Genomic DNA, 15100 nt, shown 5'->3' on the forward strand with positions numbered 1-15100 from the left:
GAAGAAGGCCAGAAGAAGCTCGAAGAAGCCTGCAGAAGCCCGAGGAGGCCCTCCCGTGGCAGACCGCACACCCCCGCTCACCGCCGAGGAGCTGCACGCTCTCGTCGCCGGCGGTGAGATCGACACCGTCGTCCTGGCCTTCCCCGACATGCAGGGACGCCTCCAGGGCAAGCGGTTCGCCGCGCGCTTCTTCCTCGACGAGGTGCTCCGGCACGGCGCCGAGGGCTGCAACTACCTGCTCGCCGTCGACGCCGACATGAACACCGTCGACGGCTACGCCATGTCCTCCTGGGAGACCGGTTACGGCGACTTCGCCATGTACCCCGACCTCGACACCTTGCGCCGGGTGCCGTGGAACGAGGGCACCGCCATGGTCGTCGCCGACCTCGCCTGGGCCGACGGCACCCCGGTCGTCGCCGCCCCCCGGCAGATACTGCGCCGCCAGCTGGACCGCCTCGCCGCCCTCGGCTACACCGCCCAGGTCGGCACCGAGCTGGAGTTCATCGTCTTCAAGGACACCTACGAGCAGGCATGGGACGCCGGCTACCGCGGCCTCACCCCCGCCAACCGGTACAACGTCGACTACTCGGTGCTCGGCACCGGCCGCGTCGAGCCCCTGCTGCGCCGCATCCGCAACGAGATGGCCGGCGCCGGACTCACCGTCGAGTCCGCCAAGGGCGAGTGCAACCCCGGCCAGCACGAGATCGCCTTCCGCTACGACGAGGCCCTGGTCACCTGCGACCAGCACGCCGTCTACAAGACCGGCGCCAAGGAGATCGCCGCCCAGGAGGGCGTCTCGCTCACCTTCATGGCCAAGTACAACGAGCGCGAGGGCAACTCCTGCCACATCCACCTCTCCCTCGCCGGCCTCGACGGCGAGACCGCCATGCCGGACTCCGCCGCGGTACCGGACGCCATGTCCGAGGTCATGCGCCACTTCCTCGCCGGGCAGCTCGCCGCGCTCCGCGAGTTCTCCCTGCTGTACGCCCCGCACATCAACTCCTACAAGCGGTTCCAGCCCGGCTCCTTCGCCCCCACCGCCGTCGCCTGGGGCCACGACAACCGCACCTGCGCGCTGCGCGTGGTCGGCCACGGCCGCTCCCTGCGCTTCGAGAACCGGCTGCCCGGCGGCGACGTCAACCCGTACCTCGCCGTGGCCGGCATGGTCGCGGCCGGGCTGTACGGCATCGAGCGGAAACTGGAACTGCCCGAGCCCTGCCACGGCAACGCCTACACGGCCGGCTTCGCACATGTCCCCACCACCCTGCGCGAGGCCGCCGAGCTGTGGGAGAACAGCGCGATCGCCAAGGCGGCCTTCGGCGACGAGGTCGTCGCGCACTACCGCAACATGGCGCGCGTCGAGACCGACGCCTTCGACGCCGCGGTCACCGACTGGGAGCTGCGCCGCTCCTTCGAACGCATGTGAGGCCCCCGTGTCCGACCAGCCCCCCGAGCTCCAGGTACGCAACCCCGCGACCGAGGAGGTCATCGCCACCGTCCCGGCCGCGACCCCCGCCGACGTCGACGCCGCCGTCGTACGCGCCGCCCGCGCGCAGACCGCGTGGGCCGCCCTCGCCCCCGCCGACCGGGCCCGGCTGCTGCGCCGGTTCGCCGCCGTCGTCGACGAGCACGTCGAGGAGCTGGCCCGGCTGGAGGTCCGCGAGGCCGGCCACACCCTCGGCAACGCCCGCTGGGAGGCCGGCAACGTCCGCGACCTGCTCGACTACGCGGCCGGGGGAGTGGAACGCCTCACCGGTCGCCAGATCCCGGTCCCGGGCGGGGTGAACGTCACCTTCCTCGAACCGCTCGGCGTCGTCGGCGTCATCGCCCCCTGGAACTTCCCCCTGCCCATCGCGGCCTGGGGCACCGCGCCCGCCCTCGCCGCCGGCAACGCGGTGCTCCTCAAACCCGCCGAGGCCACCCCCCTCACCGCCCTGCGCCTCGCCGGGCTCGCCCTGGAGGCGGGCCTGCCCGACGGTCTGTTCCAGGTGCTCCCCGGACACGGCCCCGTCGCCGGGAACGCCCTCGTCGAACACCCCGGCGTCGCCAAGATCGTGTTCACCGGGTCGACCGCCGTCGGCAAGCAGGTGTGGACCAAGGGCGCCGCGCACCTCAAGCGGGTCACCCTGGAACTCGGCGGCAAGAGCCCCAACATCGTCTTCGCCGACGCCGACATGGAGGCCGCCGCGACCGCCGCCCCCATGTCCTTCCTCGACAACGCCGGGCAGGACTGCTGCGCCCGCACCCGCATCCTGGTCGAACGTTCCGTGCACGACCGCTTTGTGGAGCTGCTCGCCCCCGCGATCGAGGCCGTCCGCGTCGGCGACCCCGGCGGCGACGCGGACGTCGACATGGGCCCGCTGATCTCCCGCACCCAGCTCGACCGCGTCCGCTCCTACGTCCCCGACAGCCTCGACGGCATCCGAGGCAAGGCCCCCGAGGGCCCCGGCTACTGGTTCCCGCCCACCGTCCTCACCGGCGTCGGCCCGGACGACCGCGTCGCCGTCGAGGAGGTGTTCGGACCCGTCGCCGTCGTCCTCCCCTTCGACGACGAGGCCGACGCCGTACGCCTGGCCAACGCCACCGATTACGGACTCTCGGGCTCGATCTGGACCCGGGACGTCGGCCGCGCCCTGCGCGTCTCCCGGGCGGTCCGTGCCGGGAACCTGTCCGTCAACTCCCACTCCAGCGTGCGCTACTGGACCCCCTTCGGCGGGTTCAAGCAGTCCGGCGTCGGCCGCGAGCTCGGCCCGGACGCGCTGGCCGCCTTCACCGAGACCAAGAACGTCTTCATCAGCACGGAGGCCTGAGGGCACATGAGCGAAGAGAACATCTGCCGCCGACTGGTCGGCCGCACCGCCGTCGTCACCGGAGCCGGCAGCGGCATCGGCCTCGCCGCCGCCCGTCGGCTCGCCTCCGAGGGCGCGCACGTCGTCTGCGGGGACGTGGACGAGACACGCGGCAAGGCCGCCGCCGAGGAGACCGGCGGCATCTTCGTGAACGTCGACGTCACCGACCCCGAGCAGGTCGAGGCGTTGTTCAAGACCGCGTACGACACCTACGGCAGCGTCGATGTCGCCTTCAACAACGCCGGGATCTCCCCGCCCGACGACGACTCCATCCTGGAGACCGGGCTGGACGCCTGGAAACGGGTCCAGGAGGTCAACCTCACCTCCGTCTACCTGTGCTGCAAGGCCGCCCTCCCCTACATGCGGCGCCAGGGCAGGGGCTCCATCATCAACACCGCGTCCTTCGTGGCCCGGATGGGCGCGGCCACCTCACAGATCTCGTACACGGCCTCCAAGGGCGGCGTCCTCGCCATGTCCCGCGAACTCGGCGTGCAGTTCGCCCGCGAGGGCATCCGGGTCAACGCCCTGTGCCCCGGCCCGGTCAACACCCCGCTCCTCCAGGAGCTGTTCGCCAAGGACCCCGAGCGCGCCGCCCGCCGCCTGGTGCACATCCCGCTCGGCCGGTTCGCCGAGGCCGACGAGATCGCCGCCGCCGTCGCCTTCCTGGCCAGCGACGACTCCTCCTTCGTCAACGCCACCGACTTCCTCGTGGACGGCGGGATCTCGGGGGCGTACGTCACCCCCCTGTAGCCCTCGTCGTTACAGTGCCCGGATGAGCATGACGCCCCCGCCCGGCTGGTACCGCGACCCGCACGCACCGCACCTGGAACGCTGGTGGGACGGCACGGCCTGGACCGAGCACCGGGGCACGCCCGGCGCCCCCGCCGCGCCGCCGGCTCCGTCCGCCGGCGGCACCGGCCGCACGAAGGCGGTCGCGCTCACCACCGCCGGGGCCGTGCTGGCCGCGGTGGTCGTCACCGGCGTGGTGCTCCTCGGCGGGGACGACGGCGACCCGCAGACGCGCACCGGCCCGACGGCCGGCACGTCCGCCCCCGGGTCCCCGTCGCCGTCACCGTCCGCGTCCGAGCCGCCCGCCGGGGACCCGGACGTGGTCGAGGACCAGCTCAACGGGATCACCTTCCCGCTCCTCGACGGCTGGGTCCGGCCCGAGAACGTGACCCAGGACGACGTCGTCATGACCACCGACGGCACCCACGACTGCCCCGGCGAGGGCAGCCTCTGCCGGCACGGCCTCGTCGTCTCCCGCACCGTCACCGAGAACGACGAGACCTCGCCCCGGGCGCTCGCCGAGGAGGACATCTCCGACGCGGCCGACGCGGCCTTCGACAAGGACGCCCTCGGCCGGCGCCCCTACGGCGGACTGGAGTCCCACGAGGTCGTGAAGTCCGGCCCGGTCGCGGTGGCGGGCCGCGCCGGCTACCTCGTGCGGTGGCGCGTCACCACCGTCAAGGGGCCCGGCGGCTATGTGCAGTCACTGGTGTTCCCCTCCAGCGTCGGCACCGGCTCCCCGGTCCTCGTCCGCTACGTCTTCGAGGCCGGACAGGACGGCCCGCCCCTCGCCGGCATGGACCGCATCACCGAGGGCATCCGCTCGGTCACCGACACGGCCTCCGGCGGCGGCGTCGGCAGCAGCATCGGCCCGGCGGACTGAGGCGTCACAGGAACGTGTGACCCTCACCCCGGTACGTCGGCACGGTGGCCGTCACCGCACCGCCCTCCACCAGGTGCAGCGCGTCGAACCGTTCGCACAGCTCGCCCGCCTTGGCGTGCCGGAACCACACCGTGTCGCCGATCAGCAGGTCGTCGGCGGGCGAGCCCAGCAGCGGCGTCTGCACCTCGCCCGGCCCCTCCTGCGGGTCGTACCGCAGCCCCTCCGGCAGATACGGCACCGGCAGCCGGTCCGCGCCGGCCGCGCCCGACGCCGGATAGCCCCCGCCCAGCACCGTCACCACGCCGACACCGGGCCGCCGTACGACGGGCAGGGCGAACAGGGCCGCCGGACGCCCGCTGAACGACGTGTAGTTGTCGAACAAACGCGGCACGTACAGCCCCGAACCGGCCGCGATCTCGGTGACCGCGTCCTCCGCGGCGGTGTGCTGCACACTGCCCGTGCCACCGCCGTTGACGAACTCCAGATCCGGTACGACCTCCCGCACCGCCCGCACCACCGCGGCCCGCCGCTCGGCGAGTTCACGGCGCGCGACGGCCTGCATCAGCCGCACCGCCCGCGACCGCAGCGGCCGCCCGGCCACCGCGTCGCCGACACCGGCCACATGACCCTCGTACGCCATGATCCCGACGAGTGCGAACCCGGGGCGCCGGGCCACCGCGCGCGCGAACTCGGCGACCCGGTCGGGGGAGTGCAGCGGGGAACGCCGGGCGCCGATCCGTACCCGCCCGCCGAGCAGCTTCAGGGACGTGTCCAGCTCCAGGCAGACGCGCACCACTTCACCGCCGCCCGCGCGGGAGGCGTCGATCAGGTCGAGCTGCGCCGGATCGTCGACCATGACCGTGACGGCGGCGGCGAGCTTGGGATCGGCGGCGAGCTCGGCGTAGCGGGCGCGGTCGGCGGAGGGGTAGGCCAGCAGGACGTCGTCGAAACCGGAGCGGGCCAGCCACAGGGACTCGGCGAGGGTGAACGACATGACGCCCGCGAAACCGTCCCGCGCCAGGGCCCGTTCGAGCAGCGCGCGGCAGCGTACGGACTTGCTCGCGACCCGGACCGGCTTCCCGCCGGCCCTGCGGAGCAGATCCTCCGCGTTGGCGTCGAAGGCCTCCAGGTCCACGATCGCGAAGGGGGCGTCGAGGTGGGCGGTGGCCCGGTCGTAACGGGCCCGGTCGGCGGCGCGCGCAGTCATGAGCGCAGCCTGCCAGACGTGATTACCGCACGGTAGGGGATGTTCCGGGCAGATGCCGCGGCCGTGCGGACTGGTTCCCGTTCGACGCGGACCACGCCGTAGAGTGACGCGCACGCACGACGGCGGAGCGGCGCCGGACGGAGGTCCGGGCCGGGATGACGCGTCGTCCGTGCGGGTATCTCTACCCGGGACGAGTCCGTTGCCGGGCGGGCACGACGGAACGGGGGGTGCATGAGCACGGAAGCGCGCCGCGCCTCCCACCCCCCGCGCCCCACCGTCCCCCCGCGCCCCGCACACCCACCGAGGCCGACGGAACAGCCGGAAACCCCCACCACCCCCCGCGGCAGCACCTCGGGCGGCTCCGGCCCCTTCGCCCCCCGTGAACCCGCGCGTCCGTCGGCGGAGGATTCCGCCCGTACGGAGGCCGATGGCGGGGCTGGTCCTCGTGGGCGGACCTCGGGCGGCTCCGGTCTCTTCGGCCCCCGTGAACCCGCGCGTCCGTCGGCGGAGGATTCCGCCCGTACGGAGGCCGATGGCGGGGCTGGTCCTCGTGGGCGGACCTCGGGCGGCTCGTGGGCGTACTTCCGGTGGTTCCGGTGTGTTGGGGTCCCGTGACACCGTGCGCCCGCCGGCCGGGAGGGTCGGTCCGCCGCGTTCTCCGGGTCCCGGTGACGGTACGGGCCCCGTCGCACCCCCGCCCCCGCGTGCCTCCGCCCGTTTCCCCGACACGCCGCCGACCGCCGGCCGGGGGACACGGGCCCCGGGCGGCTCGCCCTCCGTACCGCCGCAGCCCACCGCGCGTGGCACGGCCACCCCTCCCGAAACCCCGTCGGAGACCACCACCCGCCTGCGCGTCGTGCGGCCCGCGTCACCGGGCACGCCCCCGGCGTCCGACACGCGGCCGGGCGCCGGTCAGGAGCGCCGCCCCGGAGTGAACCCCGCGTCCGGCGCCGACGGCGCGAGCCGTTCCGGGGCGTACGCGCCGGCCGACGCGGGCCCGGCGGACGGGCCCGATCCCGCGCTCTCCTGGAGCGCCCCCATGGTGCCGGGCGGTACGCCCGGAGCGGGGCGGCCCGTGGTGTCGTTCGGGGAGCCCGAGGGATACGACGAGGGCGCGCGGTCCCGGCCGCTCGGGCGGCGGGGGCGGTCGCAGGCCGTCGCGGCCGCCGCCTGTCTCGTCCTCGGGACCGGACTCATCGGCGGTGCCGTCACCGGAAGCTGGCTCGCCGGGGACCCCGACGGGCCGGGCGCCCGGACCGGCTTCGCCGCCGCCCAGGACCTGTGGCACAGCATCCCGGTCGACCAGCTGTTCCCGCCCACCCTCCAGGGCGAGGGCGCGGGCCCCGGCGGCGCCGACCGGACCTGGACCCGTATCGCCGTGGCCCCCGACAGCGGCTGCGAGGACGCCTTCGACGCCCTCCTGCACAAGGTCCTCGCCCCCGTCGGCTGCGAGCGCCTGCTGCGCGCCACCTACACCGACGCCACCCAGAGCCATGTCACCACCGTCGGCCTGCTGTTCACCGAGACCGACGCCGCCGCCATGACCTCCCTCGCCCGCCGCTTCGACAAGGAACGCCTGGACCGCCGTACCGACCTCATGCCCCTGCCGTACGCCGCGCAGGGCACCGCCGCCGCCGGGTTCGGTGCCGCACAGCGCGCCACCTGGACGGTCTCCGTCCTCACGGACGCCCCCGTCGTCGTCTACGCCGTCTCCGGCTGGGCCGACGGCCGCACCGTCGACACCCCGCAACCCGCCGAGGACGCCATGCGGTCCGGAGCCACCACCGCCCCCGCCCAGGCAGGCCTCGGCCACGAGACCCAGGGCCTCGCCGACCGCGTCGAACGCGGCCTGCGCAAGAAGGCCGGCACCGTCACGGAGCAGCCGTCATGAGGCCCGTCACCGGCCGGCGCCCCGCCGCGGCGGCACTCGGCGGCCTCCTCGCCACCGCCCTCGTACTCGTCCCCGCCACCACCGCGCACGCCGACGGCATCCGCGCCCGGCAGTGGTCCCTGGAGGCCATGCACACCGAGCAGGTGTGGCAGACCACGAAGGGCGCGGGCGTCACCGTCGCCGTCCTGGACACCGGCGTCGAGGCCGACCACCCCGACCTCGACGGCAACGTCCTCACCGGCAAGGACCTCGTCGGCTTCGGCGCGAAGGAGGGCGACCGCGCCTGGGCCCGCCACGGCACCGCCATGGCCGGCATCATCGCCGGCCACGGACACGGCCCCGGCAACGCCGACGGCGTCATGGGCATCGCGCCCGAGGCGAAGATCCTCCCCGTCCGCGTGATCCTGGAGGACGGCGACGACGCCCGCGCCGAGGCCCGCAAGACCCGCGGCAACGCCCTCGCCGAGGGCATCCGCTGGGCCGCCGACAACGGCGCCGACGTCATCAACCTCTCCCTCGGCGACGACTCCGCCTCCGCGCACCCCGAACCCGGTGAGGACCAGGCCATTCAGTACGCCCTGCGTAAGGGCGTGACCGTCGTCGCCTCCGCCGGGAACGGCGGAGAGAAGGGCGACCACGTCTCCTACCCGGCCGCCTACCCCGGCGTCATCGCCGCCACCGCCGTCGACCGCTACGGCACCCGCGCCCCGTTCTCCACCCGCCGCTGGTACGCCACGGTCAGCGCCCCCGGCGTCGACGTGATCATCGCCGACCCCGACCACAAGTACTACGAGGGCTGGGGCACCAGCGCCGCCGCCGCGTTCGTCTCCGGCGCCGTCGCCCTGGTCAAGGCCGCCCACCCGGACCTGGCCCCGGCCCAGATCAAGCGGCTCCTGGAGGACACCGCCCGCAACGCCCCCGCCGACGGCCGCGACGACTCCCGCGGCTTCGGCTTCATCGACCCGGCCGCCGCGATCGAGGCCGCGTCCCGGCTGGAGCCGGAAGGCCTGAAGGCGGCGGCGTACGGCGACAAGTACTTCGGCCCCGGCCCGGACACCGCCGGCTCCGACGACGACACCGCCGGCTGGGCGGCTCCCCTGGCGGGCGGCGCGGGCGGTGTGCTGCTGGTCGCCGCGGTGGTCCTGTGGCGCGGCCGCCGCACCCGCTCCTACGACGAGGCCTGAGCCCCGGCCGGGTCACCCGCGGTGTCCCCGGTGAACACGGACACCGCCGCCCGCGCCGCGGCCTCGGTCAGCGCGACCCCCTCCTCCCGGGTCGCACTGCCCCGTGACAGCACCGCCACCAGGTAGCCGTGGCCGCCCGCCGTGACCCGCCCGATGCTGTTGATCACCCACAGCCCGGTGGTGCTCCGCCGCAGCCAGCCGTTCTTCAACGCCCATCCCGCGCCGTCGGCCGCCGCCGACACACCCCACCGCTGCCCCACGGCGATCCGCTCCATCAGCCCCCGCACATACGCCCGTGAGGCCTCGCTCAGCTCCGAACCCTCCGCGTCGAACACCTGGCGCAGCAGCGCGATCTGGTCGGCCGCCGTGGTCTGCGTCAGCCCCCACAGCGGGCCGTCCCCGCCCGCCGTCCCCGTCAGCCCGAACCGCTCGTTCGCGGCGTCGAGCCCGTCCGCCGTCCCGATCGTCCGCCACAGCGCCGACGTGGAGTCGTTGTCACTGTTCTCGATCATGGCGGCGGCGTACGTCCGCTCCTCGGAGGTCAGCGTCCGCCCCGCGTCCTGTGCCTGGAGCAGCAGCGCCGCCAGGACGTCGACCTTGACGATGCTCGCCGTGTCGAAGGCGCCCCCTCCGTACGAGGCGCCCTCCCCGGAGTCCGGGTCGAGCACCGCCACCGATATCTCGGCGCCGTCCGCCACGTCCACCGATCCCATGGCCGCCGCCAGCAACGCGTCCCGGTCCACCGCCGCTTCCTCCCCTTCGACCGCCCGTGAGGCCGACGAGGATACGGTTTCCGCCGCCCGCGGGTGCGCCCACGAGGTCATGTACCTCGCCCCCGCCGCCGTACCGCCCCCGACGGCGGCCAGGACGAGAGCGAGGGAGACCAGGGCACGGCGCCGGGACCGGCGGGCACGACGGCGCCGCCGCGGTCTGCTGGAGGAGTCCATGGCCGCGATGGTCGGGGCGGTCGCTGTGTGGACCGTGGGACGGGGCTGAGAGCCGGCTCGGATTCCGGTGAGAGGCCGGTGAGGAACGCGCCGTCCACCCCCCGATAGGGTCGGTGACCGTGGCGAACAAGAACATTCCCGACTCCCCGTTCCGCGACGACGACGGCTCCGCCGACCCCCGGCTGAGCGCCGCGCTCGCCGCCTGGGCCGAGGACGGCGACGCTGTCGGCCCCGTCCTGGAGGCGCTCAAGGGCGCCCGGCTGCTCGTCCCCGTCGTGGCCCTGCTCGGCGAGGTGGAGGAGGACGAGAACGGGCTGCGCCGCGAGAAGACCAGCGACATGGCCGTACCGACTCTGAAGGCCGGCGGGCGCACCGCCCTGCCCGCCTTCACCTCCACCGAGTCGCTCGCCCGCTGGGACCCGGCGGCCCGCCCCGTCGCCGTCCCCCTGCACCAGGCCCTGCAGGCCGCCGCGCACGAGAAGGCGGACACGGTCGTCCTGGACCTGGCCGGGCCCGTGCCCTTCGAACTGACCGGCCCCGCGCTGCTCGCCCTCGCCGAGGGCCGCACCAGCACCGACCCGCTCGCCGACCCGGCCGTCGTCGAGGCCGTACGGGCCGCCGTCGCCGCGGAGCCCGCCGTGCTGCGCGCCCACCTCGGGCCGGGACAGGCCGACGGCACCCTCGCCCTCGTCCTCGACCCCGCCGCGCCCACCGCGGAGGCCGCCCGCGCCGTGGCCCAGCGGCTGGCCGCCGACGAGACACTGAGGGCCCGCCTGGTGCGCGGCCTCGACCTGGCAGTCCTGCCGGCCGGAACCACGCCTCCGGGCGAGCCCCTGTACGTACGTCCCTGACGTCCTAGCCGTAGAGCGGCCCGGTGTACTTCTCGCCCGGGCCCTGGCCGGTCTCGTCCGGGACCAGGGAGGCCTCGCGGAACGCGAGCTGGAGCGACTTCAGACCGTCGCGCAGCGGTGCCGCGTGGAACGAGCTGATCTCCGTCGCGGAGGCGTCCAGCAGACCGGCCAGCGCGTGCACCAGCTTGCGGGCCTCGTCCAGGTCCTTGTACGTGTCGCCCTCCTCGGTCAGACCGAGCTTCACGGCGGCGGCGCTCATCAGGTTGACGGCGACCGTCACGATCACCTCGACCGCCGGGACCTCCGCGATGTCGCGGGCCATGGCGTCGAAGTCGGGGTTGCCGGAGGTCTCGGGGGCGTCCGCGGAGGACTCGGGGGTGTCCGAGGGGGAGGTGTCACTCATGCCCCACACGATAGGCGCAGACGCGTGTCCCCTTGACGGCAGGAGGCATGAGGCACGCGGTTAGCGCGCGCCTTCCGGAGCTGCTAACCTTGTGTAACGACCGGTCGGACCCGTATGTCTCACGGCACGCGAGCCCGGCCCACAAGTGGAGGCTTCGAACTCCCACCTGGCCGCCCTCAGGGCGGCGGGTCACCGGTCAGGCGGTCCCGTCCCCGAGGCGGCGATCCGCCCGAAAGCACGCCCCGCGGTCCCCGTGGCGGTGTTCCGGTAGTTCGAGGAACCCCGCCTGTGATCGTCCGGGGCATTTTTTCTGCTTCGGCGCGGTTAGGTCTTACGCATACAGACGTTACGCGGCTGTCCGCCAGACCGTCGCGTGGTGCTACCGAGGAGGATCCATCAGCGCCGAGCCCCGCATCAACGACCGGATTCGCGTTCCCGAGGTGCGACTTGTCGGTCCCAGCGGCGAGCAGGTCGGGATTGTCCCGCTTGCCAAGGCCCTGGAGCTTGCGCAGGAGTACGACCTCGACCTCGTCGAGGTCGCGGCGAACGCCCGTCCGCCCGTGTGCAAGCTCATGGACTACGGGAAGTTCAAGTACGAGTCGGCCATGAAGGCCCGTGAGGCGCGCAAGAACCAGGCGCACACGGTCATCAAGGAGATGAAGCTCCGGCCGAAGATCGACCCGCACGACTATGACACCAAGAAGGGTCACGTCGTCCGGTTCCTCAAGCAGGGCGACAAGGTCAAGATCACGATCATGTTCCGTGGTCGCGAGCAGTCCCGGCCGGAGCTCGGCTACCGACTGCTGCAGCGTCTCGCGGAGGACGTCCAGGACCTCGGTTTCGTGGAGTCGAACCCGAAGCAGGACGGCCGCAACATGATCATGGTTCTCGGTCCGCACAAGAAGAAGACCGAGGCGATGGCCGAGGCTCGCCAGGCGCAGGAAGCCCGCAAGGCGGAGGCGAAGGCCAACCCCGGCAAGTCGCAGAACGCCGCGGACGCCGAGGCCCAGCCGGCCGAGGAGCCTGCCGAGGCGTGACTCCCGGGGGTGTGAGCCCCAGGAAGCAACCGAAACAAGTACGACGCTCCACCGTGCCCGGTTCTCAAGACCGGGCACCGGAGCGCCACCGACGAGGAGAGAACGGCGCTATGCCGAAGAACAAGTCGCACAGCGGTGCCAGCAAGCGCTTCAAGGTCACCGGCTCCGGCAAGGTGCTCCGTGAGCGCGCCGGCAAGCGCCACCTGCTCGAGCACAAGTCGTCCCGCGTGACGCGTCGCCTCACCGGCAACGCCGAGATGGCCCCGGGCGACGCCGCGAAGATCAAGAAGCTTCTCGGCAAGTGACGTACGGGCGCCACTGAGCGCCGTACGGCAGGACCGGGACCCCATCGATACCGGGTCGTGTGAGGACAACCACGGCCCCGCTACAAGGAGTTAACAAGTGGCACGCGTCAAGCGGGCAGTCAACGCCCACAAGAAGCGCCGGGCGATCCTCGAGCAGGCCTCCGGCTACCGCGGTCAGCGCTCGCGCCTGTACCGCAAGGCCAAGGAGCAGGTCACCCACTCGCTGGTCTACAACTACAACGACCGCAAGAAGCGCAAGGGTGACTTCCGCCAGCTGTGGATCCAGCGCATCAACGCCGCTGCCCGCGCCAACGGCATCACGTACAACCGCTTCATCCAGGGCCTGAAGGCCGCGAACGTCGAGGTCGACCGCAAGATCCTCGCGGAGTTGGCCGTCAACGACGCGACCGCCTTCGCGGCGCTGGTCGAGGTCGCGCAGAAGGCCCTTCCGGCCGACGTCAACGCGCCGAAGGCCGCGTGAGCACTGCGTTGGCTTGAAGCCGACGTGAGTTTCCAGGACCCGCAGGCTTGAAAGCTTGCGGGTCCTGTTGTTCGGTTCGTCGGCCGCCGTTCGGCCGCGGGTCCGTTGTGGCCGGTCGCGCAGTTCCCCGCGCCCCTGGGGAAGCCGCACGGCCGCGTGTCGAGTACTCCCGAAGGTGACGAAGAAAATGGCCCCCGTCAGCCCCGAGCTGATCTCTCCCCGTTCCTCCCGTGTCGCCGCCGCCCGGCGGCTCGGCAAGCGGAACTTCCGGGGGAAGGAGCGGCTGTTCCTCGCCGAGGGGCCGCAGGCCGTGCGGGAGGCCGCCGGCCACGGGGACACGCTCGTCGAGCTGTTCGCCACCGTCGAGGCCGCCGAGCGGTACGCCGACATCATCGGCGGGGCCCGCGACGCCGGCGCCCGGATCCACCTCGCCTCCGAGGACGTCATCGCCGACATCTCCACCACCGTCACCCCGCAGGGACTCGTCGGGGTGTGCCGGTTCCTGGACACGCCGTTCGAGGAGATCCTCGCCGCCCGGCCCAGGCTCGTCGCCGTCCTCGCACACGTCCGCGACCCCGGGAACGCCGGCACCGTGCTGCGCTGCGCCGACGCCGCCGGAGCCGAGGCCGTCGTCCTCACCGACGCCTCCGTCGACCTGTACAACCCCAAGGCCGTACGCGCCTCCGTCGGCTCCCTGTTCCACCTGCCCGTCGCCGTCGGCGTCCCCGTCGAACGGGCCGTGAGCGGACTGCGGGACGCGGGCGTGCGCCTCCTCGCCGCCGACGGCGCGGGCGACCGGGACCTCGACGACGAGCTCGACAAGGGCACCATGGGCGGGCCCACCGCCTGGGTCTTCGGCAACGAGGCCTGGGGCCTGCCCGAGGAGACCCGCGCCCTCGCCGACGCCGTCGTCCGCGTCCCCATCCACGGAAAGGCGGAGAGCCTGAACCTCGCCACCGCCGCCGCCGTATGTCTCTACGCGTCGGCACGTGCACAGCGCGCCGCCGGAGGGTGCCGTTCCGTCACCGGGAACTAGTAGGGTGACCAGCTCGGGGACCCTCCCCCAAGCTCTCGGCAGGACTCGAGCACGGGGCGCCCCGAAGACGTTCGAGAGGTGGGGTACGGGGATGAGCGTCGGCACGAGCAGCGCACCGGGAGCACAGCGGGCGGCGCGCCCGCCCGCGCCCCGGCCCGGTGATCTCGCCGAACTCGGCCTCGACCCCGACCAGCTGCCCGACGGACTCGTCGTCGCCGACGAGCACGGACGGGTGATCTGCTTCAACGCGGCGGCCGTCCGCATCACGGCCGTCCCCGCCGGGCAGGCCCTCGGACAGCGGCTGGAGACCGCCCTGCCGTTAGAGGACCTGGAGGGCCGCCGCTGGTGGCAGCTCACCGACCCCTACGGCGGCCTCGCCATCCGCGTCCGCCAGCCCGAACGCAACCTGCTGCTCCCCGGCGGCCGCGAGGTCCTCGTCTCCGCCCGCTATGTCCGCGCCGAACCCACCGGCCCCGTCCGCCGCGTCGTCGTCACCCTGCGCGACACCGAGGCCCGGCGCCGCACCGAGCGCAGCCACGCCGAGCTGATCGCCACCGTCGCCCACGAACTGCGCTCCCCGCTCACCTCCGTCAAGGGCTTCACCGCCACCCTGCTCGCCAAGTGGGAGCGGTTCACCGACGACCAGAAACGGCTGATGCTGGAGACCGTCGACGCCGACGCCGACCGGGTCACCCGGCTCATCGCTGAGCTGCTCGACATATCCCGCATCGACTCCGGGCGCCTGGAGGTGCGCCGCCAGCCCGTCGACATCGGGGCCGCCGTCGGACGGCACATCCAGGCCTACGTCGCCGCCGGACAGCAGGCCGACCGGTTCCTGCTCCGCGTGCAGCACCCGCTGCCCGGCCTGTGGGCCGACCCCGACAAGGTCGACCAGGTGCTCAGCAACCTGCTGGAAAACGCGGTGCGCCACGGCGAGGGAACTGTCACCATCGACATCACGCCCTCGGCGTCCCCGCGCGAGCGGGAGGACACCGGCACGTCGGTCACGGTGAGCGACGAGGGGCCCGGCATTCCGGAGGAGTCCATGAACCGCGTCTTCACCCGCTTCTGGCGGGGCAGCAAGCGCGGCGGGACGGGCCTCGGGCTGTACATCGTCAAGGGCATCGTCGAGGCCCACGGCGGCACCATCACGGTCGGACGCGCCCCCGGCGGCGGCGCGCAGTTCCGATTTACGTTGCCCGTGGCGGCCCCCGCGTATCTCACCTGAGATCCGGCC

At 73.4% G+C, this 15100-nt stretch carries 15 protein-coding genes; 12 read left to right on the forward strand and 3 right to left on the reverse strand.

All coding sequences use genetic code 11. The features are described 5' to 3' along the window. Positions 1 to 55 precede the first annotated feature (55 nt). The 4 genes from IH50_RS0126635 to IH50_RS0126650 are packed head-to-tail and all read left to right on the forward strand — an operon-like array spanning position 56 to position 4521. Positions 56 to 1426, forward strand: coding sequence for a glutamine synthetase family protein (locus IH50_RS0126635; protein ID WP_030867426.1), 1371 nt, complete (start codon positions 56 to 58; stop codon positions 1424 to 1426). A gap of 7 nt (positions 1427 to 1433) precedes the next feature. Beyond that, positions 1434 to 2810 carry an aldehyde dehydrogenase family protein gene (locus tag IH50_RS0126640; protein WP_030867429.1) on the forward strand — a complete coding sequence of 459 codons (1377 nt, stop codon included), beginning with the start codon at positions 1434 to 1436 and terminating at the stop codon, positions 2808 to 2810. Positions 2811 to 2816: 6 nt separating this feature from the next. Next, entirely contained in the window at positions 2817 to 3599 is a 783-nt protein-coding gene (locus IH50_RS0126645; protein WP_030867432.1) for a 3-oxoacyl-ACP reductase, read from the forward strand. 28 nt (positions 3600 to 3627) lie between these two features. Further along, positions 3628 to 4521 (forward strand): DUF2510 domain-containing protein, encoded by an 894-nt coding sequence (locus IH50_RS0126650; protein WP_030867434.1) that lies wholly within the window; start codon positions 3628 to 3630, stop codon positions 4519 to 4521. 4 nt (positions 4522 to 4525) lie between these two features. Here the strand turns inward: IH50_RS0126650 and IH50_RS0126655 are convergent, their stop codons facing one another. Continuing rightward, positions 4526 to 5728: an amino acid deaminase/aldolase gene (locus IH50_RS0126655; protein WP_030867437.1), complete on the reverse strand. Its 1203-nt coding sequence runs from the start codon at positions 5726 to 5728 to the stop codon at positions 4526 to 4528. A 931-nt stretch (positions 5729 to 6659) separates the two neighbouring features. Between IH50_RS0126655 and IH50_RS0126660 the strand changes: the two genes are divergently transcribed. Further along, positions 6660 to 7619 carry a hypothetical protein gene (locus IH50_RS0126660; protein ID WP_234328240.1) on the forward strand — a complete coding sequence of 320 codons (960 nt, stop codon included), beginning with the start codon at positions 6660 to 6662 and terminating at the stop codon, positions 7617 to 7619. After that, positions 7616 to 8803 (forward strand): type VII secretion-associated serine protease mycosin, encoded by a 1188-nt coding sequence (gene mycP / locus IH50_RS0126665; protein WP_030867446.1) that lies wholly within the window; start codon positions 7616 to 7618, stop codon positions 8801 to 8803. The genes IH50_RS0126660 and mycP overlap by 4 nt, the downstream gene beginning before the upstream one ends. Here the strand turns inward: mycP and IH50_RS0126670 are convergent. Further along, on the reverse strand, positions 8788 to 9750 hold the full coding sequence (locus IH50_RS0126670) for a serine hydrolase (RefSeq protein WP_030867449.1): 963 nt from the start codon (positions 9748 to 9750) through the stop codon (positions 8788 to 8790). The genes mycP and IH50_RS0126670 overlap by 16 nt on opposite strands. A 119-nt stretch (positions 9751 to 9869) precedes the next feature. On the opposite strand from IH50_RS0126670, the gene IH50_RS0126675 reads away from it, so the two are divergent. Next, positions 9870 to 10601 carry an SseB family protein gene (locus tag IH50_RS0126675; protein ID WP_030867452.1) on the forward strand — a complete coding sequence of 244 codons (732 nt, stop codon included), beginning with the start codon at positions 9870 to 9872 and terminating at the stop codon, positions 10599 to 10601. Between the two features lie 4 nt (positions 10602 to 10605). On the opposite strand, the gene IH50_RS0126680 is transcribed toward IH50_RS0126675, so the two are convergent. Next, positions 10606 to 11004, reverse strand: coding sequence for a DUF1844 domain-containing protein (locus tag IH50_RS0126680; RefSeq protein ID WP_030867455.1), 399 nt, complete (start codon positions 11002 to 11004; stop codon positions 10606 to 10608). 395 nt (positions 11005 to 11399) lie between these two features. On the opposite strand from IH50_RS0126680, the gene infC reads away from it, so the two are divergent. The 5 genes from infC to IH50_RS0126705 all read left to right on the forward strand — a co-directional run bounded on the left by infC (position 11400) and on the right by IH50_RS0126705 (position 15091). After that, the gene (gene infC / locus IH50_RS0126685) at positions 11400 to 12041 is read left to right on the forward strand and encodes a translation initiation factor IF-3 (protein WP_073933682.1); all 642 of its coding nucleotides are present in this window, start codon (positions 11400 to 11402) and stop codon (positions 12039 to 12041) included. Positions 12042 to 12151: 110 nt separating this feature from the next. Continuing rightward, complete coding sequence (rpmI, locus tag IH50_RS0126690; RefSeq protein WP_004933563.1) at positions 12152 to 12346, forward strand: 50S ribosomal protein L35; 195 nt, start codon at positions 12152 to 12154, stop codon at positions 12344 to 12346. 97 nt (positions 12347 to 12443) lie between these two features. After that, positions 12444 to 12827 carry a 50S ribosomal protein L20 gene (rplT, locus tag IH50_RS0126695; protein WP_004933571.1) on the forward strand — a complete coding sequence of 128 codons (384 nt, stop codon included), beginning with the start codon at positions 12444 to 12446 and terminating at the stop codon, positions 12825 to 12827. 187 nt (positions 12828 to 13014) lie between these two features. Next, entirely contained in the window at positions 13015 to 13863 is an 849-nt protein-coding gene (locus tag IH50_RS0126700) for a TrmH family RNA methyltransferase (RefSeq protein WP_030867460.1), read from the forward strand. A 91-nt stretch (positions 13864 to 13954) separates the two neighbouring features. Next, positions 13955 to 15091 carry a sensor histidine kinase gene (locus tag IH50_RS0126705; RefSeq protein WP_030867463.1) on the forward strand — a complete coding sequence of 379 codons (1137 nt, stop codon included), beginning with the start codon at positions 13955 to 13957 and terminating at the stop codon, positions 15089 to 15091. Positions 15092 to 15100: the final 9 nt, after the last annotated feature.

Origin of the sequence: Streptomyces sp. NRRL S-37, from assembly GCF_000721605.1 — a bacterium.
Taxonomy (GTDB): Bacteria; Actinomycetota; Actinomycetes; order Streptomycetales; family Streptomycetaceae; genus Streptomyces.